This window comes from Paenibacillus sp. S28, from assembly GCF_016624415.1.
Classification (GTDB): domain Bacteria; phylum Bacillota; class Bacilli; order Paenibacillales; family Paenibacillaceae; genus Paenibacillus_AQ; species Paenibacillus_AQ favisporus.
Map to the genome: position 1 here is coordinate 1 of NZ_JACVTM010000026.1, position 22,070 is coordinate 22,070.

General features: G+C 51.1%; 25 protein-coding genes and 1 riboswitch. Of the genes, 23 read left to right on the forward strand and 2 right to left on the reverse strand.

Going from position 1 to position 22,070, the window contains the following annotated elements:
- Positions 1–454 precede the first annotated feature (454 nt).
- Positions 455–871, forward strand: coding sequence for a hypothetical protein (locus IAE55_RS31760; protein ID WP_076176639.1), 417 nt, complete (start codon positions 455–457; stop codon positions 869–871).
- A gap of 101 nt (positions 872–972) precedes the next feature.
- Here the strand turns inward: IAE55_RS31760 and IAE55_RS31765 are convergent, their stop codons facing one another.
- Complete coding sequence (locus IAE55_RS31765) at positions 973–1,497, reverse strand: hypothetical protein (RefSeq protein WP_105442448.1); 525 nt, start codon at positions 1,495–1,497, stop codon at positions 973–975.
- 210 nt (positions 1,498–1,707) lie between these two features.
- On the opposite strand from IAE55_RS31765, the gene IAE55_RS31770 reads away from it, so the two are divergent.
- The 10 genes from IAE55_RS31770 (at position 1,708) to rsmI (ending at position 9,587) form a co-directional block, all read left to right on the forward strand.
- Entirely contained in the window at positions 1,708–1,893 is a 186-nt protein-coding gene (locus tag IAE55_RS31770) for a sigma factor G inhibitor Gin (protein ID WP_076176641.1), read from the forward strand.
- 308 nt (positions 1,894–2,201) lie between these two features.
- Positions 2,202–3,881, forward strand: a complete 1,680-nt coding sequence (locus tag IAE55_RS31775; RefSeq protein WP_200634849.1) for an aminotransferase class I/II-fold pyridoxal phosphate-dependent enzyme — start codon at positions 2,202–2,204, stop codon at positions 3,879–3,881.
- Positions 3,878–4,507, forward strand: a complete 630-nt coding sequence (gene tmk, locus IAE55_RS31780) for a dTMP kinase (protein ID WP_076176643.1) — start codon at positions 3,878–3,880, stop codon at positions 4,505–4,507. The genes IAE55_RS31775 and tmk overlap by 4 nt, the downstream gene beginning before the upstream one ends.
- Positions 4,508–4,682: 175 nt before the next feature.
- Complete coding sequence (locus tag IAE55_RS31785) at positions 4,683–5,012, forward strand: cyclic-di-AMP receptor (protein WP_036712689.1); 330 nt, start codon at positions 4,683–4,685, stop codon at positions 5,010–5,012.
- 15 nt (positions 5,013–5,027) lie between these two features.
- Positions 5,028–5,471 (forward strand): YaaR family protein, encoded by a 444-nt coding sequence (locus tag IAE55_RS31790; RefSeq protein ID WP_076176644.1) that lies wholly within the window; start codon positions 5,028–5,030, stop codon positions 5,469–5,471.
- Positions 5,472–5,610: 139 nt separating this feature from the next.
- A complete protein-coding gene (holB, locus tag IAE55_RS31795; protein ID WP_105442445.1) occupies positions 5,611–6,585 on the forward strand; it encodes a DNA polymerase III subunit delta' in 975 nt (324 codons plus the stop codon).
- 45 nt (positions 6,586–6,630) lie between these two features.
- Positions 6,631–7,431, forward strand: coding sequence for a PSP1 domain-containing protein (locus IAE55_RS31800; RefSeq protein WP_076176646.1), 801 nt, complete (start codon positions 6,631–6,633; stop codon positions 7,429–7,431).
- A gap of 29 nt (positions 7,432–7,460) precedes the next feature.
- The gene (yabA, locus tag IAE55_RS31805; RefSeq protein ID WP_076176647.1) at positions 7,461–7,826 is read left to right on the forward strand and encodes a DNA replication initiation control protein YabA; all 366 of its coding nucleotides are present in this window, start codon (positions 7,461–7,463) and stop codon (positions 7,824–7,826) included.
- 112 nt (positions 7,827–7,938) lie between these two features.
- The gene (locus IAE55_RS31810) at positions 7,939–8,706 is read left to right on the forward strand and encodes a tRNA1(Val) (adenine(37)-N6)-methyltransferase (RefSeq protein ID WP_076176648.1); all 768 of its coding nucleotides are present in this window, start codon (positions 7,939–7,941) and stop codon (positions 8,704–8,706) included.
- Positions 8,703–9,587, forward strand: a complete 885-nt coding sequence (rsmI, locus tag IAE55_RS31815; protein ID WP_200634850.1) for a 16S rRNA (cytidine(1402)-2'-O)-methyltransferase — start codon at positions 8,703–8,705, stop codon at positions 9,585–9,587. The genes IAE55_RS31810 and rsmI overlap by 4 nt, the downstream gene beginning before the upstream one ends.
- Positions 9,588–9,894: 307 nt before the next feature.
- On the opposite strand, the gene IAE55_RS31820 is transcribed toward rsmI, so the two are convergent.
- Positions 9,895–10,149 carry an AbrB/MazE/SpoVT family DNA-binding domain-containing protein gene (locus IAE55_RS31820; protein WP_036712714.1) on the reverse strand — a complete coding sequence of 85 codons (255 nt, stop codon included), beginning with the start codon at positions 10,147–10,149 and terminating at the stop codon, positions 9,895–9,897.
- Between the two features lie 322 nt (positions 10,150–10,471).
- Here IAE55_RS31820 and IAE55_RS31825 point away from each other — a divergent pair, with 322 nt between their 5' ends.
- The 12 genes from IAE55_RS31825 to glmU all read left to right on the forward strand — a co-directional run bounded on the left by IAE55_RS31825 (position 10,472) and on the right by glmU (position 21,972).
- A complete protein-coding gene (locus tag IAE55_RS31825) occupies positions 10,472–11,752 on the forward strand; it encodes an HD domain-containing protein (RefSeq protein ID WP_192717534.1) in 1,281 nt (426 codons plus the stop codon).
- A gap of 58 nt (positions 11,753–11,810) precedes the next feature.
- Positions 11,811–12,581 carry a TatD family hydrolase gene (locus IAE55_RS31830; RefSeq protein WP_145165216.1) on the forward strand — a complete coding sequence of 257 codons (771 nt, stop codon included), beginning with the start codon at positions 11,811–11,813 and terminating at the stop codon, positions 12,579–12,581.
- Positions 12,582–12,786: 205 nt separating this feature from the next.
- Positions 12,787–13,013, forward strand: a riboswitch (cyclic di-AMP (ydaO/yuaA leader).
- 270 nt (positions 13,014–13,283) lie between these two features.
- Positions 13,284–14,453: a ubiquitin-like domain-containing protein gene (locus IAE55_RS31835; RefSeq protein ID WP_200634851.1), complete on the forward strand. Its 1,170-nt coding sequence runs from the start codon at positions 13,284–13,286 to the stop codon at positions 14,451–14,453.
- Positions 14,454–14,681: 228 nt separating this feature from the next.
- On the forward strand, positions 14,682–15,236 hold the full coding sequence (gene rnmV, locus IAE55_RS31840) for a ribonuclease M5 (protein ID WP_076176653.1): 555 nt from the start codon (positions 14,682–14,684) through the stop codon (positions 15,234–15,236).
- Positions 15,233–16,123, forward strand: a complete 891-nt coding sequence (gene rsmA / locus IAE55_RS31845) for a 16S rRNA (adenine(1518)-N(6)/adenine(1519)-N(6))-dimethyltransferase RsmA (RefSeq protein WP_145165220.1) — start codon at positions 15,233–15,235, stop codon at positions 16,121–16,123. Before rnmV ends, rsmA begins: the two co-directional genes overlap by 4 nt.
- A 56-nt stretch (positions 16,124–16,179) precedes the next feature.
- Positions 16,180–17,079: a sporulation peptidase YabG gene (gene yabG, locus IAE55_RS31850; protein ID WP_076176699.1), complete on the forward strand. Its 900-nt coding sequence runs from the start codon at positions 16,180–16,182 to the stop codon at positions 17,077–17,079.
- Between the two features lie 237 nt (positions 17,080–17,316).
- A complete protein-coding gene (veg, locus tag IAE55_RS31855) occupies positions 17,317–17,592 on the forward strand; it encodes a biofilm formation stimulator Veg (protein ID WP_076176655.1) in 276 nt (91 codons plus the stop codon).
- A gap of 134 nt (positions 17,593–17,726) precedes the next feature.
- Positions 17,727–17,906: a small, acid-soluble spore protein, alpha/beta type gene (locus IAE55_RS31860; RefSeq protein ID WP_076176656.1), complete on the forward strand. Its 180-nt coding sequence runs from the start codon at positions 17,727–17,729 to the stop codon at positions 17,904–17,906.
- 266 nt (positions 17,907–18,172) lie between these two features.
- Complete coding sequence (ispE, locus tag IAE55_RS31865) at positions 18,173–19,027, forward strand: 4-(cytidine 5'-diphospho)-2-C-methyl-D-erythritol kinase (RefSeq protein WP_105442436.1); 855 nt, start codon at positions 18,173–18,175, stop codon at positions 19,025–19,027.
- A 120-nt stretch (positions 19,028–19,147) separates the two neighbouring features.
- Entirely contained in the window at positions 19,148–19,978 is an 831-nt protein-coding gene (gene purR, locus IAE55_RS31870) for a pur operon repressor (RefSeq protein ID WP_076176658.1), read from the forward strand.
- Between the two features lie 194 nt (positions 19,979–20,172).
- A complete protein-coding gene (gene spoVG, locus IAE55_RS31875) occupies positions 20,173–20,457 on the forward strand; it encodes a septation regulator SpoVG (protein ID WP_076176659.1) in 285 nt (94 codons plus the stop codon).
- Between the two features lie 123 nt (positions 20,458–20,580).
- A complete protein-coding gene (gene glmU, locus IAE55_RS31880) occupies positions 20,581–21,972 on the forward strand; it encodes a bifunctional UDP-N-acetylglucosamine diphosphorylase/glucosamine-1-phosphate N-acetyltransferase GlmU (protein ID WP_200634857.1) in 1,392 nt (463 codons plus the stop codon).
- The last annotated feature ends 98 nt before the right edge of the window (positions 21,973–22,070 follow it).

Consider the following 22,070-nt stretch of genomic DNA (forward strand, 5'->3'; position numbering starts at 1 on the left):
CGAAGGGTCCTGGGAGAGTAGGACGTTGCCAAGCGAAGGACCACTGTTGATGAATATCAACGGTGGTTTTTTTGTTTTTAATTATGTTTATGAGAGGAAATGGGTTATGAAAAACAGATCCTGTCGTATTCATTAACAAGAAGGATTGAATTTTTTAATTATGGAATGCATCCTGTAGACTAGGCGGCATGATAAAATTGGCCGTTAGGGAAGTCTTGAGAACATAGGATCGGGATAGACATGATATGGGTTTATGAATCTTTTGTCATTAGAAAAGATCGAGACACCGCAGCTGCCTATTCGCTATCATGCATAAGGCTTGTATACTCTCTAAACGAAGTAACATTTTTGTTACCGACAGGGCAGAAGTAGTCAGTATAATATGTATGTACATGTTTGGGGGTGCCTAAGAAAACTGAATAATTATTACTTTTGCGATATAAGGAGGACATACATGCTCAATAGACCGTGGCTGCATGCTCTTCTTGTGTTTGGAGTCGTCTGTTTGCTGCTTACCGGCTGTATGAAAAGCGAGCCCTCGTGGACATCCTTTGAAGGAGCTGCGAACGATAAAACCTTTCCGGTACCGAAGGAAGCGAACCGTACTGATCGGACATCCGGTAATTCTAAATTAGACTATGTACGCTATTCGATGAAAGGCCTCAAGGAAGATGAACAGATTCCGGAAGCTTACTTGAATAAAATTAAAGAGTGGGGCTGGAAGGAAAAAACGGAGGAGGCCGAAGGGAACTCGCACGTTTTTGAGAAGCAAAGCCGGGTAATTAACTTAACCATTCATAAAGATTATTTTACGGTGACCGTTTTAACTAAGGGGAAGGCGACAGTTGAAAGTGTGGATACCGATTTATAGTGACCTGCATCCAAGGATGCGGGTTTTTTAATTATACGTGCAAACCAAAGGCCCCTCTATGTAAGAGGGACCTTCAAGTTCATCATAATGATGACGAGTGGCTACTGCTGATAATAGGAGATGTCCTGTGCGTTCAGTTTAATCATACCGTCTTTACGCTGCTTCAATAAACGAAGAAAAGCATAATATTGCGGAAGCAGGAACCAGAGATGCCAGAACAGCAAGGACAGTGTGAAGGGAACCGGTGACCAAAACATGATCACAGCCAGCAGGAGCAGGCCAAATCCAGTGATATAGATATAGACTCTCCGAAACAGGCGGTAGCTGATATGTTGATCGGTGATATACCCGAGCCAAGGCAGCCGCAGCGAAAATTTCCATCGTTTACGAAACGGTGTTCCTGATAACAGCAGAACCGATCGGGAGATAACATAATGAATCCAGAGCATAACCGGTGCGGCGAGAACAAAATAGAAGCAGCTGGTCCAGGAAATGATGATCATGAATGAAATCACAGCTATGTAGGGAAGAAGCAGATATAGGCGCACGAGCAGCCGGGAAACCGGTATTTTTTTGATTAATTTATAGTGGTAAAAGGTTGCGTTAACGTGATTCTCATCCGGCATGGAGAACGCTCCACCTCCTAGAGGTCTTTAATTCATATATCGGCTGATTGAAAGACTTTTTTTAAAATTCCTGTACAGACACTCGCGGGGATTGCGGGGAATATGTATGTAAGGAATCAAAGGGGGATATGAAACCACTATGAAAAGGTTTAAAATAATAGAAAATGAGTCATACTTGATAGTAATTAATGAAATAAGGTGGGATGGTTGATGGAAAATCAAACCGAACACGTCTGTATTATTTGCGGGCAAGTCAAAGAAGAAGGAATCACCATTATATCACAATTTATTTGCGAAGAGTGCGAATGTGAAATGGTGCATACAAATGCCGAAGACGCCAAATACCATTATTTTATCCATCAGATGAGACAAATCAACTTACAGACCAACGCGTAAGCAGGTATTTTGTACAGGGGGACAGCGGGAAGCTGTCCCTTTTTTGCATAGAAAAAGGATATAAGCACGTAAAAGCTGTGGGGACTCAGCCGCCGCTGATTCGCAAGAGAAACAATTGATACATCTGGTCTGGCTACCACGAATGTACATCGGTAGACGTTTCTTTTCAAGCTGTTGCGTAAATTGTGCATTTATCGAAGTAAATGACCCACTATTTCTAGTGACTTTATACGCTGACCGTTAGCCGGATGATTCAATATGCGATAAAATAGGGTAGAGATTGAAACCGGAAGGGATTATGGCTGGGGATGAAAAAGCAACATGTGAACAAGGAACGTGCACCTATATACGAGATGATGCAGGAGATGAAAGATAAAGCCTATTCTTCATTTCATGTACCCGGACATAAAAAAGGACAGGCCTATACCGAATCCGGGGGAGCTGGATTTCTGCAGGATGTGCTGCAGGCGGATTTGACAGAAATCACAGGGACAGACGATCTGCATCACCCGGAGGGCGTGATCCGGGAGGCGCAAGCACTGGCGGCGGATTGTTTTGGAGCCGAGGAGAGCTTCTTCCTGGTCGGTGGGAGCACATCCGGAAATATAGCGCTGATTCTGGCGGTCTGCAGCAAGCCGGGGGATCTGCTGATCGTCCAGCGGAATGTCCATAAATCGGTGATCCATGGACTGATGCTGGCGGGGGCGAAGGCGGTCTTTATCCAGCCGGAGCCCGATCCGGTCAGCGGACTGGCAGTAGCCCCGTCCGCAGAGACCGTCACCGCCGCCCTGGCCGCCTATCCGCAGGCCAAGGGCGTGCTGGTCACCATGCCGAACTATTACGGCATGGGCAGCGACTTGGCGCCGCTTGCGGAGGCGTGCCACCAGCACGGTGTGCCGCTGCTGGTGGACGAGGCGCATGGCGCCCACTACGGGCAGCATCCGCGGCTGCCCGGAAGTGCCTTGGCCAGCGGAGCAGACGGCGTCGTACAGTCGACGCACAAAATGCTGGCCGCGCTCACCATGGGAGCCATGCTGCACGTCCAAGGGCCGCGGATTGACCGCGGCCTGCTCCGCCAGCGGCTCGCCATGGTGCAGAGCTCGAGCCCATCGTACCCGATAATGGGCTCGCTGGACCTGGCCCGGCGCCTGCTGCATGTGCAGGGCGCCGGCGCCTTCACGGCGGGGCTCGCCGCCGTGGATGCCCTGGTGCGCGGCCTGGCGGAGCTGCCGCGCTTCAAGCTGCTGCACCCGCAGGGGCAGCAGCCCCAAGACGCCGCCGGCGCAGCATCGGCGGGCAGCACTGCGCAGGCGGCCATCCGCCCTGCGGCAGCCGCATACACCACGCAGGACCCCTTCAAGGTCGTCATTTATGACGACACCGGCGTCCTGAGCGGATATGAGCTGCAGGAGCGGCTTGAGGCGTATGGCTGCGTACCGGAGATGAGCGATGACCGATACGTCGTCCTGGTGTACAGCTTGGGATCTACCGAGGAAGACACCCGTCACCTTCTGGATGCCCTCCGGCATATAACTGTAGAGAAGGCGGACGCCCAGAGATCAGCAGATGCCTCACCGGCAGCTGAAAGCCGCCATTCCGTTCAGGCGGAGGCGGAAAAAGATTTAAGTCTAACGGGAGCGTCCAGCCTGCCCAAGTCGAAAGGCAGCCCTGCCGAATTTTCCACGTGGAACATTTTAGCCCAGGCCACCGTCTCAGAGCCCATTCCATTCGGCCTGCAGCCCATACCTGCTGAAGATACCGAGAGGGTTCCTCTTCAGGATTGCGCGGACAGAACCGCTGCAGAAATGATCATTCCGTATCCTCCAGGAATCCCGCTTCTGTATCCGGGAGAGCGGATCACCGAGGATACGGCAGCAAGGCTTCGCGTCCTGTCCAATGCGGGAGCGAAGTGCCAGGGGGCGGCAGATCCGAATCTACTAACTATTATGGTATATAAGAAAAACAGAAAGCAGGGAAGCCATTTATGACTGGTCCAGGAGCATTTATTACGCTGGAAGGAGGCGAAGGGTCCGGGAAGACAACCGTGATCGGAAAAATTGGTGAATATTTTAACCGGCTCGCCATCCCCTATATGATGACCCGAGAGCCGGGAGGCATTGAAATTGCCGAGAAGATTCGGGAAATTATATTGAATCCGTCCCATACGGCCATGGATGCCCGAACCGAGGCGCTTCTGTATGCCGCTTCAAGAAGACAGCATCTTGCTGAAAAGGTGGAGCCTGCCCTAGAGAAAGGCCTCACGGTGATCTGCGACCGATTCGTCGACAGCAGCCTGGTTTATCAAGGATATGCCCGCGGACTCGGCATGGATGAAGTGTGGGCCATTAATCAATTCGCCATTCATGACCGGATGCCGGATCTCACCTTTTATTTGGATATCGAGCCGGAAACCGGACTGCAGCGGATTGCGGCAAATCAGGGACGTGAGGTCAACCGCCTGGATCTTGAAGGTTTATCTTTTCATCAGAAAGTACGGGAAGGTTATCATATCATCGCATCCCGTTATCCGGAGCGCATCGTCGTCATTGATGCTTCCAAAGAGCAGTCTGCCGTGGAACAGGATATCATCCGTGTGCTTCAGGAGCGATTTTAAAGGATTTTTGAGGATCTTTGTCAAATAAGTACAGTAGCAGCCTGCAGCTATATAGAATGAACTAAATTAATGATGCAAATGTGGACATCAATGTTATTATAAAAGATTATTACATCTTACTTTGGTTCAATCTATATGGATGGGCAGGTCTAAATAAGCGAGGAGGGAATGCAAGATGAAACTGATCGTTGCGATTGTACAGGATAAGGACAGCAACCGTTTGTCGGCAGGTCTGGTCAAGGCGAACTTCCGGGCGACGAAATTGGCGAGTACCGGCGGGTTCTTGCGGGCAGGTAACACCACATTTATGATCGGGGTAGATGACAGCCAGGTTGAAGCCGTGATGAACGTCATCCGCAGCAGCTGTAAAGTTCGGGAACAGCTCGTTACTCCCGTAACCCCGATGAGCGGTACGACCGATTCATATTTGCCGCTCCCCGTAGAGGTTCAGGTCGGCGGTGCTACCGTGTTCGTTCTGCCGGTTGACCGTTTCGAACATTTTTAAGGCAGGAGATATCCATTGAAGATTAATCCGGGGTTCAGACCCCTAAAGAGCGATTTGCAGATTAACGAGGGCAATGCGAAGCAGATTCAGCCCAAATCGTTTTCCGATATCATGCAGCAGCACGGCGAGAAGGTATCGCAGGAGGAGCTTGACCGCCGGTTTAAAGAGATTCAGATGCAGGGAGACCGCCTCGCTAGATCGATGACAATCCGCGAGTTGAAGGCCTACCGTATGCTGGTCAAACGGTTTTTGGAGGATACGGTCCGCCGTGGAGTCCGGATGAAGGAAGCTCGTGGCTGGGACCGCAGAGGCCGGGGCAAGCGCTACAATCTGATTGATGAAATCGACTCGGCCCTTTTGGGACTGGCCGACGATATGCTGGAGAGCGAACAGGGAAAAATCGAGCTGCTGCAGCGGATTGGGGAAATCCGCGGTATGCTGATCAATTTGATGTTCTGACAGATTAGAAGAAATAGGAATAGGTAAAGCCCTTCGTACATGATAAACTATAGGTATAGATAGAATGCCGTATTGTAACATCGATGCGCCGGCCAGGCGGTCCGTCTTCCGGTCCATCGATATTGGGAAGAGAGGAATTATGTCTTTTGCAGATATTGCGGGTCAGGATGCGGCAAAGCAAATGCTGCAAAACGCCCTTCGCCGAAACTCCGTCAGCCATGCTTATATATTCAGCGGTCCAGCGGGGAGCGGGCAGATGAAGACGGCCCGGACGTTTGCCCAAGCGCTCTTCTGTACTACGCTTGAGGACGACGCCTGCGGACAATGCCTCGAATGCCGCAAAGTGGAACACGGCAATCACCCCGATCTTCATCTCCTTGCTCCGGATGGATCGTCTATCAAAATCGACCAGATCCGCGACTTACAGCGGGTCTTTTCCTATCGCTCGGAATCAAAGAATCCGAAGGTATATATTATCGACCAGGCTGATACGATGACCGTGCAGGCGGCCAACAGCCTGCTGAAGTTTCTGGAGGAGCCGCCCATTCCGGCCGTGGCGATTTTGATTACGGAGAATGGACAGGCTCTGCTCCCAACGATTCAGTCGCGCGCGCAGCTGGTGCCTTTTACCCCGCTCAGCCCCGGGCTGATGCTGCAGACACTGGTGGATGAAGGATATCCTTCACCGCTTGCCAGATGCGCCGTTCACCTATCGTCGGGACTGGACGGATGCCGCGAGCTGATGGAGCAGAATTGGTTTGCAGAAATTAGAAACGTAGTGTTACAATTAGGGAAGGAAGCTCTAGGCCGCGGCAGCTCCGCTCTGGTGACCGCAGGGCAGAAGGTGTTCAAAGCCGGGTTATCCGATCACTTGGATACACTGCTTAATTTGTTTCATTTGTGGTTCAAAGATATGCTTCACGTCCAGTACGGTAAGCACGAAAGTATCGTTTTCATAGATCAGTTGGACTTTTTGTCTACACATGCTTTAACCCGCAGCACGGCACAATGGGTCTCCTATATGGATTTAGCCGCAGAATGCAGGAAGAAATTGCGCTACAATGTGAATAGCCAACTCTGTCTTGAACAGTTTTTAATCGGTTTGGAAGGATAGCTTCAAGGCTAGCCAATGGTCTCTGGCATATAAGGGGGTTAGTTTTTGTACAGTGTAGTGGGTGTCCGTTTTAAAAAGGCGGGCAAAATTTATTACTTCGATCCGCTCGATTTCCCGATTGAGAAGGATAACAGCGTTATTGTCGAAACGGCGCGCGGTATCGAATACGGCAAGGTTGTCGTTGGAAAAAAAGAGGTGCAGGAATCCGATGTGGTCCTCCCGCTGAAGAAGGTCATCCGGATCGCCGGTGATTCCGACGCACGGGTTGTGGAAGAGAACAAGCAGGCCGCCAAGGATGCTTTTGCTACCTGTTTAAATAAAATCCGCGATCACGGCCTCAAGATGAAGCTGGTGGATGTGGAATTTACGTTTGACCGAAATAAAATTATATTTTATTTTACGGCTGAGGGAAGAGTGGATTTTCGCGAGCTCGTCAAGGATCTGGCCGGTATTTTCCGGACTCGGATCGAGCTTAGACAAATTGGTGTGCGTGACGAAGCCAAGATGCTGGGCGGTATCGGCCCATGCGGTCGCATCCTTTGCTGTTCGTCCTGGCTCGGCGATTTCGAGCCTGTATCCATCAAGATGGCTAAAGACCAGAGCTTGTCGCTAAATCCGACCAAAATCTCCGGCTTGTGCGGAAGACTCATGTGCTGTCTGAAATATGAGCATGATAATTATGAAAGTGTGAAGGAAGAGCTGCCATCAGTAGGCAAAATCGTCATCACATCGTTGGGAGAAGGCAAAGTGGTCGGTATCAATGCCGGCAGCCGAAGCGTCCATGTCCAGCTGTTTGAAATCAGCAAGGTCAAGGAACTGCCATTGGATGATGTTGTCATCAAGTAAACCGTAGAGGTTACTTTCGGGGTGGAAACTTGGAAAAGAAAAATATTTTTGCACACATTCAAGAGATGGAAACACAAATGGAGCAGGTTCACAGTGATCTGGGTGAAATGAAGCTTCTCATCAAAGAGCTGCTGGAGGAAAACAACCGCCTGAGCCTGGAGAATGAGCAGCTGCGCAAAATATTAAAAGGAGCCATACCGGAGGAAGGATCCCCGCTGCCACAACCGGCCCATGCCACAGCAGAGCAGGAGCATGAGATCGAGGACGTGGTGGGGGAAGGATACGACAACCTCGCGAGGCTGTATCACGAAGGTTTCCATATATGCAACGTCTATTATGGACATTTGCGCACAGAAGGCGATTGCCTTTTCTGCCTGTCTTTTCTGAATAAATGAAGCCGTAGGATAACTCCCTACGGTTTTTTTTCAATGTTTTTATGGTTTACAATGGTTTTATGTAAAAGTACCAAGGAAGGTTACCCTATGCTGCAGAGAAGGAAAATGAAGAATGAAAATTGATAAATCACAGGTAAGCCTGCGGCCGACGGAACGTCTCGACGATCTGCTGACGCATGATTTGCATATTATCCAAAGCGACGAAGTGTTCAGCTTTTCCATGGATGCGGTACTTCTGGCACGTTTCGCAGGGATTCCGGCCAAGGGGAGAGTGCTCGACCTGTGTACGGGCAACGGCGTCATTCCGATGCTGCTCACCACCCGTACCGCGGCGGCTATTGAAGGTATTGAAATTCAGCCCCGTCTGGCGGACATGGCCCGGCGGAGCGTGGAGCTGAACGGCTTAAATGACCGGGTTCTCATCCGCGAAGGCGATTTGCGTGAGCTGCACAAGGAGACCGGGCACGGTGTGTATGACGCCATTACGGTCAATCCGCCCTATATGCCACTGAACGGCAGCGATATCAAGCTGAATCCTCACCAGGCGATCGCCCGCCATGAAATCAGCTGCACCCTGGAAGAGGTTATTCAGACCTGCTTCAGATTGGTCAAGCCCGGCGGGAAAGTCAGCATGGTTCATAAGCCGCAGCGGCTTGCAGACATTATATCGCTGATGCGGCAGCATCGGCTGGAGCCGAAACGGATTCGATTTGTTCATCCAAGGGCCCACTTGGAGGCGAATATGGTGCTGGTCGAGGCGATGAGGGAAGGCAAGCCGGAGGTGCGGTTGCTGCCGCCGCTCATTGTATATAATGAGAATAACAGCTACTGCCCGGAAATTCTGGATATTTACTACGGAGCTAAAGAGGGAAAAGAATGAGTCTGAGCATACAAAGCAGTTTTCAGGAAAAAGAAGAGGGCGCGCCGGGTTCGTTATACCTGGTGGCCACGCCCATCGGCAATTTGGAGGACATGACGTTTCGGGCGGTAAACACGCTAAAGGCCTGTGACATCATCGCCGCAGAGGATACAAGGCAGACGCGCAAGCTGCTCACCCATTTCGACATTTCCCCGTCTATGTTGTTCAGCTATCATGAGCATAATAAGGCGGCAAGCGGACCCGAATTAATACGCTATATAATAGAAGGAAAAAATTTGGCTCTTGTCAGCGATGCCGGTCTGCCGGCGATTTCCGACCCCGGGGCCGACCTCGTTCAGCTGGCGTTGGAACAAGGGATTTCCGTTATTCCGGTCCCGGGTGCCAATGCTGCGTTATCCTCCCTGATCGTGTCGGGACTTCCGACCGAGCGCTTTACGTTTATCGGTTTTCTTCCCCGGGAACGCAAAGAGATTCAAGCGGTACTGGAGCCGCTGCAGGCGGCATCCGGAACGCTGCTGTTTTACGAATCGCCTCATCGGGTAATGAAGACACTCAAGGCCATCCTTGAAATTCTCGGCAATCGGAGAATTGTGCTTGCCCGTGAGCTGACCAAGCGATATGAGGAGTTTGTCAGGGGAACCATTGAAGAGTGCCTCGAGTATCTGGAGGAGCATGCTCCGATTGGCGAATACTGCCTCGTACTGGAAGGCGCGGATCCGAAGGAGGAGCAGAAGCAGCGGGATGCTTGGTGGCAGGAGCTGACCTTGGAAGAGCATGTGGAGCATTACGAAGGGGAAGGGTTGCCAAGGAAAGACGCTATGAAGAAGGCGGCCGCCGACCGCGGCGTTTCCAAAAGGGATGTGTATAACGCGCTATTGTAACAAATGCAGTGGTGAGGGAGCAGTAGGTAGAAGAGAGAAATTTGGTGGGTAAACCACATTTTTGAAAAGACAGTCGCCTTTTATAGGGATGAAAGTTTTTCCGAGGATAGGGAATTTGTGGCAAAATGGAAGCAGCCGGAGTTAGGATGCATCGTGCGGCTGCTTCTCTTCTCCTTGGAGCGGTCATATCGTCTTCAATCAAAAAAAATGCCTCCCACGGCCGGGTTCTAAGCCGAGGAGACACCAAGGAGATATGAAAAAGGTTAGAATTAACAATTTGAATTACTCTTATTATATACTAAAAATCTTAATTTGTCACAGGTGTTGGGATTTCTGATATGCAATCGTGACAAACAATTTTTCCTTTGAAGTAAGTAACATTCTCGGCATTGCCGCAGAAGATGCAGGCCGGTTCGTATTTCTTGAGCATAATACGTTCTCCGTCCACGTAAATCTCAAGTGCGTCTTTCTCTCCAATGCCCAAGGTACGGCGCAGTTCAATGGGGATAACTACCCGACCCAGTTCGTCTACCTTTCTTACAATACCAGTTGATTTCATCATAACTGATCATTGCTCCTCTCGCCATAGTTTTAAATGTCATAATTCGACAACGTTCTCTCTTTAATGATATCAATAATACCAACGATTCCCAAAACAGTCAACCAGTAAATTTGGTTCAATAACCTTACAAATAGCATAACAGCTAGGAAATCACTCATATCAGGATTCTTTTCCAATTATATCGCCTTGGTAGTATAATGTCGATTTGGAAAACCTTAATTCTGCTTATTTCGACATGTATCGACACCAATTGTCAAAAATATTTCAAAATTAAAACACTTAACAACCCGAATTTCACAAAATGAATGGAGTTGACCTGAACATGAACCCACTAAGTGAGGAAAAAGTCTTTAAAGATCCGGTTCACAATTATATTCACGTCCAGGACTCCACGGTTTGGAGGCTCATTAATACGACCGAATTTCAGCGCTTGCGGCGGATCCGGCAGCTTGGAACCTCGTATTTGACGTTTCATGGAGCGGAGCACAGCCGTTTCTCCCATTCTTTAGGGGTATATGAGATTACACGACGGATTATTTCGCAATTTGAGCGCAGCGGATATCCGGATTGGCCGAAAGAAGAGAGGCTGCTGACGCTGTGTGCGGCGCTGCTGCACGACCTGGGACACGGCCCCTTTTCCCATTCGATTGAAGAGGCCTTTCATATGAATCATGAAGACTGGACGCGCCGGATTGTCACCGGAGATACGGAAGTGAATGACATTTTGAGCGAGATTGCCCCGGACTTCCCGGACAAGGTTTCCGCCGTCATCGCGAAGACCTATGATAAACCGATTGTGGTGAACCTCGTTTCAAGCCCCTTGGATGCCGACCGGATGGATTACCTGCTTCGGGATGCCTATTACACCGGGGTGAACTACGGTACGATTGATATTGACCGTATTCTGCGGATGCTCCGTCCTTACCAGGGGAGAGTGGTGGTCAAAGAGTCCGGGATGCATGCCGTGGAGGATTATTTAATGTCCAGGTACCAGATGTACTGGCAGGTCTACTTCCATCCGGTAACCCGCAGTTCGGAAATTATTTTGCGCCAAATTTTCCGGCGGGCCAAGGAGCTGTACCAGGATGGTTATCCATTTGGCTTTATGGTCGAGCCGCTGCCGCAGCTCTTTGAAGACAAACTGGACGTGCAAGCTTATCTGAAGCTGGACGAGGCGCTGATTCAAACGGCTTTCCTCCAGTGGTCCTATGAGGACGACCGCATACTCAGCGAGCTGTGCACCCGATTTATGCACCGTAAACTGTATAAATATGTAGAAATGGACTCCGTCGATTTGGAAATGATCGATGAAATCCGCCGGGAGTTTGGACAAGCTGGAATGAACCCAGAATATGATCTGGAGATTGATTTTCCGACCGATCTTCCTTACGATGTATTTCGTCCGGGTGACGAGTCGAGCCAGAAACAGATCCTACTGCTCGACCGCCAGGAGCAGCTGCGGGAAATATCCGAGGTGTCGGATATTGTCCGTTCCATCAGCGGCATTCACCGCGGGAAATATCACTTGTATTATCCGGAAGATAAACTAGAAAAGGCGATAACCGATCTTTCTCCTTCGATTTCTCGCATTTTCAAGCTTTAATGACAAAATACCGTACGAAAAGGAACATGGGGTACCGACAAGAAGGGAGTTCAAATTCATGGAACTGTTCGACACGCACACCCATCTGGATGCGCAACAATTCGACGAGGACCGGGAGCGGGTCATTGACAATGCCGTACAAGCCGGTGTAACCCGGATGATCAACGTTGGCTTTAACCGGGAGACGATTCCATCGACGATGAAGCTGGTGGAAACGTATGATTTTATATATGCGGCCATAGGCTGGCATCCGCAGGACGCCGTTTTTATGCAGGAAGGCGATCTGGAGTGGATTGCATCCTTATGCAGTCATCCCAAGGTGGTGGCCATCGGTGAAATTGGACTGGATTACTACTGGGACACCTCGCCGAAGGATGTGCAGCACCGGGTCCTCCGCCAGCAGATCGGACTGGCCCGAGAGCTCAACATGCCAATTGTTATACATAACCGGGACGCCCATGAGGATATTGTGAAAATATTACGGGAAGAGAAGGCCGGCGAGGTCGGCGGCGTCATGCATTCGTTCTCGGGGAGCTGGGAAACCGCGAAGCTGTGCCTGAATATGGGCTTCCATCTTTCGTTTGGCGGACCGATTACGTTCAAGAATGCCAGAGTTCCCAAAGAGGTCCTAGCTCAGGTTCCGATGGACAGGCTGCTCATCGAAACCGACTCCCCTTATCTCACGCCGCATCCTTTCCGAGGAAAGAGAAACGAGTCGGCAAACGTCCGTCTGGTCGCTGAAGCGGCAGCCCTGATTAAGGGGGTTGACCTGGAGGAAATTGCCCGGATTACCACCCAAAATGGGCTGGAACGATTTGGAATTGTGTGAAATCGGGAGAAAAACAGCCGAAAAAATGAGCATGAGCGAATGATTAAAGAATTTTAACAAACAAAACGCCGAATATTACATTTTTTTAACCACTTTTTCAAATAAACGTGGTTGATTACTGCTTTACAACATGCATCAAAACAGGATATCATCTTTTCAGTGAATCATTGAGCTGTCGTTAAGGTCTTACCTTCGCAGCTTTCATGAACCAGTCTCGCTGAGTCTCCCGCATGGGAGAACGGGGGAACCAATACTGGAGCGGGTCATGACAGACCGGAAGTGGTCCCATGCCCGCAAGCGTATTTGATTTCTTTCTTGGGTCTCTGGGGTGAATTGAACGGCTTTACGCCATGAGCGTAAGGACGCGAATAGGGCGGCTCTCTTTCGCCCGAACCCGACAGCTAACCCCGTAAGCGGATAAAGAGAGGTACCCTCGTGCATGACAATTCCGATATTCAGACATCCGGAAGCCACGAAAGAGTCCTCGTAAGCTCTTTTCTATCGGCTTCTTTTGTTTTGAATAAAGGAGAGGCAGTCATCATACTGTTGTATAACAGGAGGTGACAAATCATGATGGAGAGATTGGTTCATGGTGCAAGAACGCATGCTTTCTGTGGGTTCTTGTAAAAAATTGAGTATAGTCGCGTCAAATACAATCATGCATAACTCTAGACGGCGAGGCTATGAAGGAGGATCGAGAAAGTGGGCGTTTTCCAACCAGAGAAGACCCATGATTCAAAAATCTCCAGCATGTCTTACGCATTGCGATGGAAGCATGAGAATTTGCGCCAGATCTCCACTGCAGCTATCGTTTCAATCGCGGTTACCCTGATGATCTTGCTGCTCGTGTACAGTCAATCGCGAAAACAAGTTTATTTGGTAGTAGACGGTCAAATGAAATCTGTACAGACCAATACATCTTTACTTCAAGAAATGCTGGATGAGCAGGAAATCAGTCTGAAACCCGAGGACCAAATATCGATGCCGCTGAGCGGGGCTATATCCGACGGCGACAAGGTCGTGATCGACCGCGCGAGTCCTGTGAAAGTGACGGCTGATGGTGCAACGAAGCATTTGTATACAACGGCCAAAACGGTCGGCGACGTGCTGAAAGAAACCGGCGTCAAAGTCAAGGAAACGGACATTGTGACTCCGGCTGTCGAAACGGCGGTCTCCACCAACACGGACATCCGGATCGTCCGGATGAACAAACAAGTGGTACAGCGTCATGAATCCCTCCCCTTCCGGGTGGTCAAAACCTCCGACCCCAGCATTTACAAAGGCGAGTCGCGGGTGATTCAGCAGGGAGCTCCTGGCGTCATGGTGCAGTACATTGAGAAGAAGTACAAAGACGGCAAGCTGGTGTCCATGAAAATGGTGGGCAAAAAAGTGCAGACGGTGACCAAGGATAAGGTCATTGCCGTCGGCACGAAGAAAAAGCCTGTTCCCGTAGTGACCGAAGTCAAAACAGCCGTTGCCAAAGCTTCTTCTACCCCTGCCAAGGTGAAGAAGGTCAGCAGCAGCAGTAACAACCGGGTCAGCAAGGCTGGCGTTGACTTTTCCTACAAGAAGCTGATCAAAGTATCCATGACCGCTTATTCGTCTGGCGAGTCCGGAGTCGGCACACGCACCGCCACAGGAACACGCGTCACGGAAGGCCGCACGATTGCGGTTGATCCAAGCGTCATTCCTTTGGGATGGTGGGTTTACATTGAAGGCGTTGGCTTCCGTCGTGCGGAAGACACAGGCGGAGCCATTAAGGGAAATAAAATCGATATATACTACGATTCCGTCCAGCAGGCACGCAACTTTGGCCGTAAATCCGGCCTTAAGGTGTACGTGATCGGTCCGGTCAAACCGGAGCTGAACTAATTTCGTTTTACTTTGCCATTCTAATGTTATAGTATTATGATCATGAAAATGTCATGCTAAAGAAGAGGAGCTTTCCTCTTCTTTTTGTTGTTAATTTACAGCAGTTTGTCTATACCGGGACCCCGCAAAGTACCTGAACAGGCATCACGGTTATGCCCACTTGCAGGGATACTTGGCTGTCCGGCGGCATTGACGGGTATAATGTACTCGAAAGGAAGACAGGAAATCATGATTAAAGAAGTCATTGTGGTGGAAGGCCGGGATGATACCGTGGCCGTGAAGCGGGCGGTGGATGCCGATACGATCGAGACAGGCGGCTCGGCCATCAATGCGCGTATACTCCAGCGGATCGCGCTGGCTCAGGAGCGGCGGGGGGTCATTGTGCTGACGGACCCGGACCACGCCGGCGAAAGAATCCGCAAAATCATTTCGGCCAAGGTGCCCGGCTGCAAGCATGCGTTTATCCCGGAGGCCGATGCGACCCGCAAGGGGGATATCGGTGTGGAGAACGCCTCGCCTGCGGCGATCCGCAGAGCTCTGGAGCGGGTTCACACCTCTTATGAGGGCGCGGAAAGCCAGATCGACATGGAGGACCTGATGGAGGCGGGGCTGCTGGTGCACCCGGATGCCGCCGCCCGGCGGATGGCGATGGGCAACCTCCTCGGTATCGGCTACTGCAATGGCAAGCAATTTTATAAGCGACTCGCTATATTTCAAATATCCCGCGAAGAATTCGCGGATGCGCTTGCCCGTATCGAAGATGAAGGAGGCCGGACAACGTGAACGGCATGGACGACATCGCCACACCAAGGCGAACCAAAGAAATCATCCAGCGCCACGGCTTTTCATTCAAGAAGAGCCTGGGGCAAAATTTTTTGATCGACCAAAATATTTTAAATAAAATCGTGGATGCGGCCGGACTTGATTCCACCAAGGGTGCCCTGGAGATCGGTCCCGGTATCGGCGCCCTGACCGAAAAGCTGGCCCAGCAGGCAGGGGCCGTCACGGCGGTTGAGATCGACCAGAGGCTGATTCCGATCCTCGAGGAGGTTCTCGCCCCATACCCCGGCGTAAAGGTTCATCATGGGGATGTACTGAAGACGGACCTCGCTGCGCTGTTTAAGAGTAATTTTGCCGGCGTATCCAAAGTCAGCGTTGTGGCCAACCTTCCGTACTATGTGACGACGCCGATCTTGATGAAGCTGCTGGAGGAGCGGCTCCCGCTGGAGAACATCGTCGTGATGATCCAGAAGGAGGTGGCGGACCGGATGGCCGCCCGGCCGGGCACGAAGGATTACGGCAGCCTGAGCATTGCCGTGCAGTATTACAGCGTGCCGGAGCTGGTGTGTATCGTGCCGAAGACGGTATTCATTCCGCAGCCGAACGTGGAATCGGCAGTGATCCGTCTGGCCGTGCGGGAACAGCCGCCGGTTGCGGTGGACGATGAGCGGCATTTCTTCGAGGTGGTACAAGCATCGTTCGCTCAGCGGCGAAAGACGATATCGAACAATCTGAAGAGCCGCTTCTTCCCCACAGAGGGCCGGGAGCGTCTGGATCAGCTGCTGCATGCAGCGGGAATCGACCCGTCCCGCCGCGGCGAGACGCTCAGCATTGAGGAATATGCCGTGCTTAGCAACCTGCTGCGGAAGGAAGGCATCGGCTTAAATTAAACAAAAGATGAACCAATAGGGGGATTCGCCCATACCATGGGGTAGGGGTGATGTTCATGAATATTGGAGACCTGGTCGTGCGCAGATCCTACGGCGGCGATATCGCGTTCCGCGTCGAGGATTTGCGCAGGGACGAAGCGGTGATTAAGGGAACGGAGTTCAGACTTCTGGCGGATTCCCCGCTCGATGATCTGGTAAGGGTCCCTTATGCGCCGGTAAGCGAAAAAACCGAGAAAGCAAATATTAGAGCAAACGAGTCGCTCAGTTTACTGAAACGTCACCGTCAGGAGCAGACCCAGCGGAATCAGGCCACCTTGAGCGGAAGCGGGGAATGGGGAACAGCTGAGCCGGCTTATTTCGAAGTCCCCGGGAAGGTGCTTCATCTGGATGGAGATCCGAATTATTTAAAAAAGAGCCTGAGTCTGTATGAGCAGCTTCGGGTTCCGGCCGAGGGCCATTATGTGAATGAGGCCGGGATGGCGGACGCCCTGTACCGGTTGCTGCCTCGGGTCCGGCCTGATATTGTGGTGATCACGGGTCATGACGGCGTACTGAAGCATCGCCAGAATCATGATTTGTACAGCTTGAACAGCTATAAAAACTCGCAGAACTTCGTCAGGGCGATTCAGGTGGCGCGCCAGTTTGAGCGCCATTACGATCAGATGACGATTATCGCCGGCGCATGCCAGTCGCACTTTGAGGCGCTGCTGCAGGCCGGAGCCAACTTTGCCAGCTCCCCGGGGCGCATCTTGATTCATGCCCTGGATCCGGTATATGTTGCCGCCAAGGCGTCGTTTACATCGGTTAGAGATACGATCAATATGACGGATGTGCTTCACAATACGATCAGCGGCACGCAGGGCGTCGGGGGCATTGAAACCCGCGGGAGCTACCGGATCGGCCTGCCCCGGCTGAACGACTTAACCAAGCTTAAGGTGACGCCGTCGGCCATTTAACATGTCCGGAAATGCCATGCAAAGCTCTTGACCTGACAGTATAACGAAATGCAGGAACCGTAATCTGCCGGCGGATTGCGGTTTTTTGTTGTTATCCGGGTGTAAGCAGAAATGAGCTGGGTTTCCGCAAAAAAATTCGTTGACAACATAAAATTGATGCTGATATAATTATTGTTTTGATTTGACAAAACCTTCTTTTCGAGTTATAATGGACAAGGAAAGAGGTGGTCGTCGACAATGGCTAAAAATACGCTGTTGGAAATCAAACGCAATCTCGAAGCTCACGTGGGTCAGAAGATTTCGCTTCGGGCTAACGGTGGTCGTCGCAAGACCGTCGAGCGTACTGGTGTTTTGGAAGAAACGTACCCATCTGTTTTTATTGTGAAATTGGATCAAGAGCATCAAACCTTTAAACGTGTTTCATACAGCTATGCCGATATTCTTACGGAATCCGTGGAGGTTATTATTTGCGATGATAATACCGGCACCCGGATCGAGTTGGAGAAAGCGTAACTTTAATGACAAAACAGCCTTCCTGATGGAGGGCTGTTTTTAGTTGGCAGGGGGATATGGAATGAGGAGCGGCAGGGAGCGGGATAATACTTATGGCAGCAGCCTAATTCCGATGGAACCAAAGGAGGATGTTCATGAGCCGCAGACGCCGCAGTGTCATGTCGGATGAGCTGAAGAATGAGCTGGCAAAGGATTTGGGATTTTACGAAACTGTCCAGCAGGAAGGCTGGGGAGGTATTAAGGCCAAGGATGCGGGCAACATGGTAAAAAGAGCGATCCAGCTCGCCGAACAGGCCGCCGCACGTAAATCCTGATTCACACCAGCAATGCCGGCGGAGGCCTCCCAAGCGGGAGGTTCTCCGTTTTTGAATTCAAGGCTGTGTCCGCTCCGCCCTTTGTCTGTAAACGGAAAATGACTTGACTGGTTCAGTTTGATATAATGATTTGAAGTTGCAGATCTCTGGATTGAGCCCAGGAGAAAAAATGCTTGAGGTTCATTCCAGATTTCGGATTGAGCCCAAGGATTCGAAGCGGCTTGTGTCAATCCAGATAGAGGGAATCTTGAGGGTGGGTGAACGCCTTGAAAATTTACGAAAAAGCACCGGCCAAAATCAATTTGATGCTGGATGTATTACATAAACGGCCAGACGGGTACCATGAGGTCGAAATGGTTATGACGATGGTTGACCTGGCGGACCGGCTGGAGATGTCGGCTTTGCCCCGGGATACGATTATTATTTCAAGCCAGGCGGGATACATCCCGCTGGATGAGAAGAACTTGGCGTTTCAGGCCGCAAGGCTGATTAAGGACCGGTATGACGTCAAGAGCGGGGTGCATATCCACCTGGATAAGAAGATCCCCGTAGCAGCAGGTCTGGCCGGAGGAAGCAGCGACGCCGCCGCCACCCTGCGTGGTCTGAACCGGCTGTGGAATTTGAACATCCCGGTAGAGGAGCTGCAGAAACTGGGTGCGGAGCTCGGATCGGACGTTCCGTTCTGCGTGACTGGAGGTACCGCACTGGCGACAGGGCGGGGTGAAAAGCTGACGCCTGTGGCGAATCCGCTGCAGTGCTGGGTGATTTTGGCCAAACCGCCGATTAACGTATCGACCGCGGAGGTCTACGGCAAGTTCAGAGCGGCGCAGGTCAAGGAGCATCCGTCGGCCCAAGGAATGATCCGTGCGATCGAAGCGGGAGACTTTCATGGCGTATGCAGCCGCCTGGGGAACGTGCTGGAGGATGTGACGCTGAGGCTGCATCCCGAAGTGCAGCAGCTGAAGGAAGGGATGCTGCGTCTCGGCGCGGACGGGGCTTTGATGTCAGGCAGCGGGCCGACCGTATTCGGCCTGGTGTACAAGGAATCGAAGGTGGCACGGATCTATAACGGGCTGCGGGGCTTTTGCAAAGAAGTGTATGCGGTGCGCCTATTGACCTAACTTCGCCAACCATGTTGTACAAATCCGTACAAAAATGATATATTCTTACTATAATATTCGGATTTTCTGGGTGATTTTGCTTTAGATTCCGATGAATACAGCGATAGCGAGGAGTATTTCGTGAAAAAATTAAAGCGAAGCGCGCGTTTGGTGGAGATGACGCAGTATCTTTTGTCCAGACCGCATACATTGATCCCGCTCACCACATTTGCCGATAGATACGGAGCCGCCAAGTCCTCGATCAGCGAAGATTTGGTTATTATCAAGGAAGTGTTTGAGGAGGAAGGTATCGGGGACCTGCTGACGCTGGCCGGGGCCGCCGGAGGCGTGAAATATATTCCGAAAATGCCGAAGGAGCAGGCGCTGGTGTTTGCGAACGATCTTTGTTCCCAGCTTCAGCAGAAGGACCGGATTCTGCCCGGCGGGTATTTGTACATGTCCGATTTGCTGGGACAGCCTTCTCTTATGAACGAGGCGGGAAAGATTTTTGCCACTGCATTCTCCGGCAAGGACATCGACGTGGTCATGACCGTGGAGACCAAAGGGATTCCGCTGGCTTATGCCACCGGGGCCCAGCTGAACCTGCCGGTTGTTCTCGTGCGCCGGGACCACCAGGTGACGGAAGGATCTGCCGTGAGCATCAATTACGTGTCGGGATCGCATAAGAGCATCCACACGATGTCACTTTCGCGGCGGGCGCTGAAGGAAAAGTCGCGCGTCCTGATCGTGGACGATTTTATGAAGGCAGGCGGCACCATCCAGGGCATGGTAGATCTGCTGGCCGAATTTGATGCCGAAGTCGCAGGCGTAGGCGTATTGGTCGAGTCGGGAGCGGTGGAATCAGAGGAGCGGCTCCTGCACGATTATGTGTCCCTGGCGACACTGACGGCGGTCGATCCAAAGACGAAAGAAATATTTGTGAGCCCGGGGAATTATTTTGACCCGTCTTAACGTTGAAGAGGCCTGCGGATTTTGTCGATAAAAATATTTTATCGGCGAATAGTTCCGAAGTCTGTCGACACTCACATTCTTATAAAAAAATTCCTGATTTTAGGACATTTTGTTAACTTAAAAAAGAGGATTTCGCGCATGCTGTGTGGAATTATACACCAAGTCTCTGATGGAAAAAGGTGGTGAACACACACATGCAAATTACGGATGTCAGACTCCGCCGCGTTAACTCCGAGGGGAGAATGAAAGCAATCGCATCCATTACCATTGATAACGAATTTGTTGTTCATGACATTCGGGTCATCGATGGAAACAATGGAATGTTCGTTGCTATGCCGAGCAAACGCACTCCGGATGGAGAATTCCGCGACATTGCCCACCCAATCTCTTCCGGCACCCGGGAGAAGATTCAAACGGCCGTCCTGGCGGAATATGAACGCGCTGCCAGTGAAGAAGAAGTGATCGAGGAAGGCGCTTAAGTTTACAATTGGGGTTCAAGGAAAGGAGGGCCAGGACTATGGCTCTCTTTTCTTTTTGCTTATAATACGATATATTCAGTATTGAGCGAGTTCTAGAGTAGGAGGTCAAGATCCTTGAAAAGAATGGCGATTGTTCTTGCCGCAGGGCAGGGAAAACGAATGAAATCCAAACTATACAAAGTGCTTCATCCCGTCTGTGGCAAACCGATGGTTGGGCACGTGGTGGATACCGTCAAACAGGTGAACTGCGAACGGAGCATTGTCATCGTTGGCCACGGGGCAGAGGCTGTCCAATCTTATCTGGGTGAGGCCGCTGAATACGTGCTGCAAGAGCAGCAGCTTGGTACAGGCCATGCGGTGAAGCAGGCCAAAGCTTTACTGGGCTCGGAAGAAGGCTCAACCATTGTCATCTGCGGCGATACTCCGCTGGTCACGGCCGAGACACTGCAGGGACTGACGCAGCTGCATGAAAGCAACAACGCTGCCGCCACCGTACTGGTTGCCTATATGGACCAGCCGCAGGGTTACGGGCGCGTGATCCGCAGCGAGGACGGAAGCGTACTACGTATCGTTGAACAGAAGGACTGCACGCCGGAAGAGGATGCGGTTCGTGAAATCAATACAGGCACTTATGTTTTTGATAATGCGAAATTGTTTGCCGCTTTGGAAAAGGTAACGAACAACAACGTCCAGCAGGAATATTATTTAACGGACGTGATCGGCATTCTTGTAGGTGAGGGAGAAACCGTTCTCGGCTATGTGACCGACGACTACGCTGAGTCGATCGGCGTTAATGACCGCCGTGCACTTTCAGAGGCTGAAGGATTAATGCGGGAACGCATTAATATCCGTCATATGCTGAACGGCGTCACGATCATTGATCCCGCTTCGACGTATATCGGTGCCGACGTGACCATTGGAGCCGACTCCGTGATTTATCCCGGCACGGTACTCAAGGGGAAAACCGTCATTGGCGAAGATTGCTTGATCGGTCCGCAGAGCGATATCAGCGATTCCGTCATCGGCGACGGCGTGACGATCAAGCATTCGGTGCTGGATCAGGCAGAAGTGGGTTCTAGAACATCGGTAGGCCCGTATGCATATCTGCGTCCGAAATCCAAGCTTGGGGAAGACGTCAAGATCGGCGATTTTGTGGAAGTGAAAAATGCAACGATCGATAACGGCTCCAAGGTATCGCATCTAAGCTATGTCGGCGACGCTACGGTAGGCAAGAACGTCAATGTCGGCTGCGGTGCGATAACGGTCAACTACGATGGGTATAATAAGTTTATGACTGAAATTGAAGATGATGCTTTTATCGGCAGCAATGTGAATCTGGTGGCTCCGGTGAAAGTGGGCAAAGGAGCCTACGTGGTCGCGGGCTCGACGATTACCCAATCGGTTCCCGAAAATGACCTGGCCATCGCCAGAAAACGCCAGGAGAATAAACCGGGGTATGCCGAGAAAATTCGCTCCAAGGCCAAAGCCAAGAAGGAAAGCAAGCAGCAGGTTTAAACGTAAAGCGTCCCCGTCTTATCGGGAAGTGTGAGATACATGGTTTCAAGCGGTATGGAGGCAGGCCAGAATTTCAATGAACCAGCACGGAGGGTTTT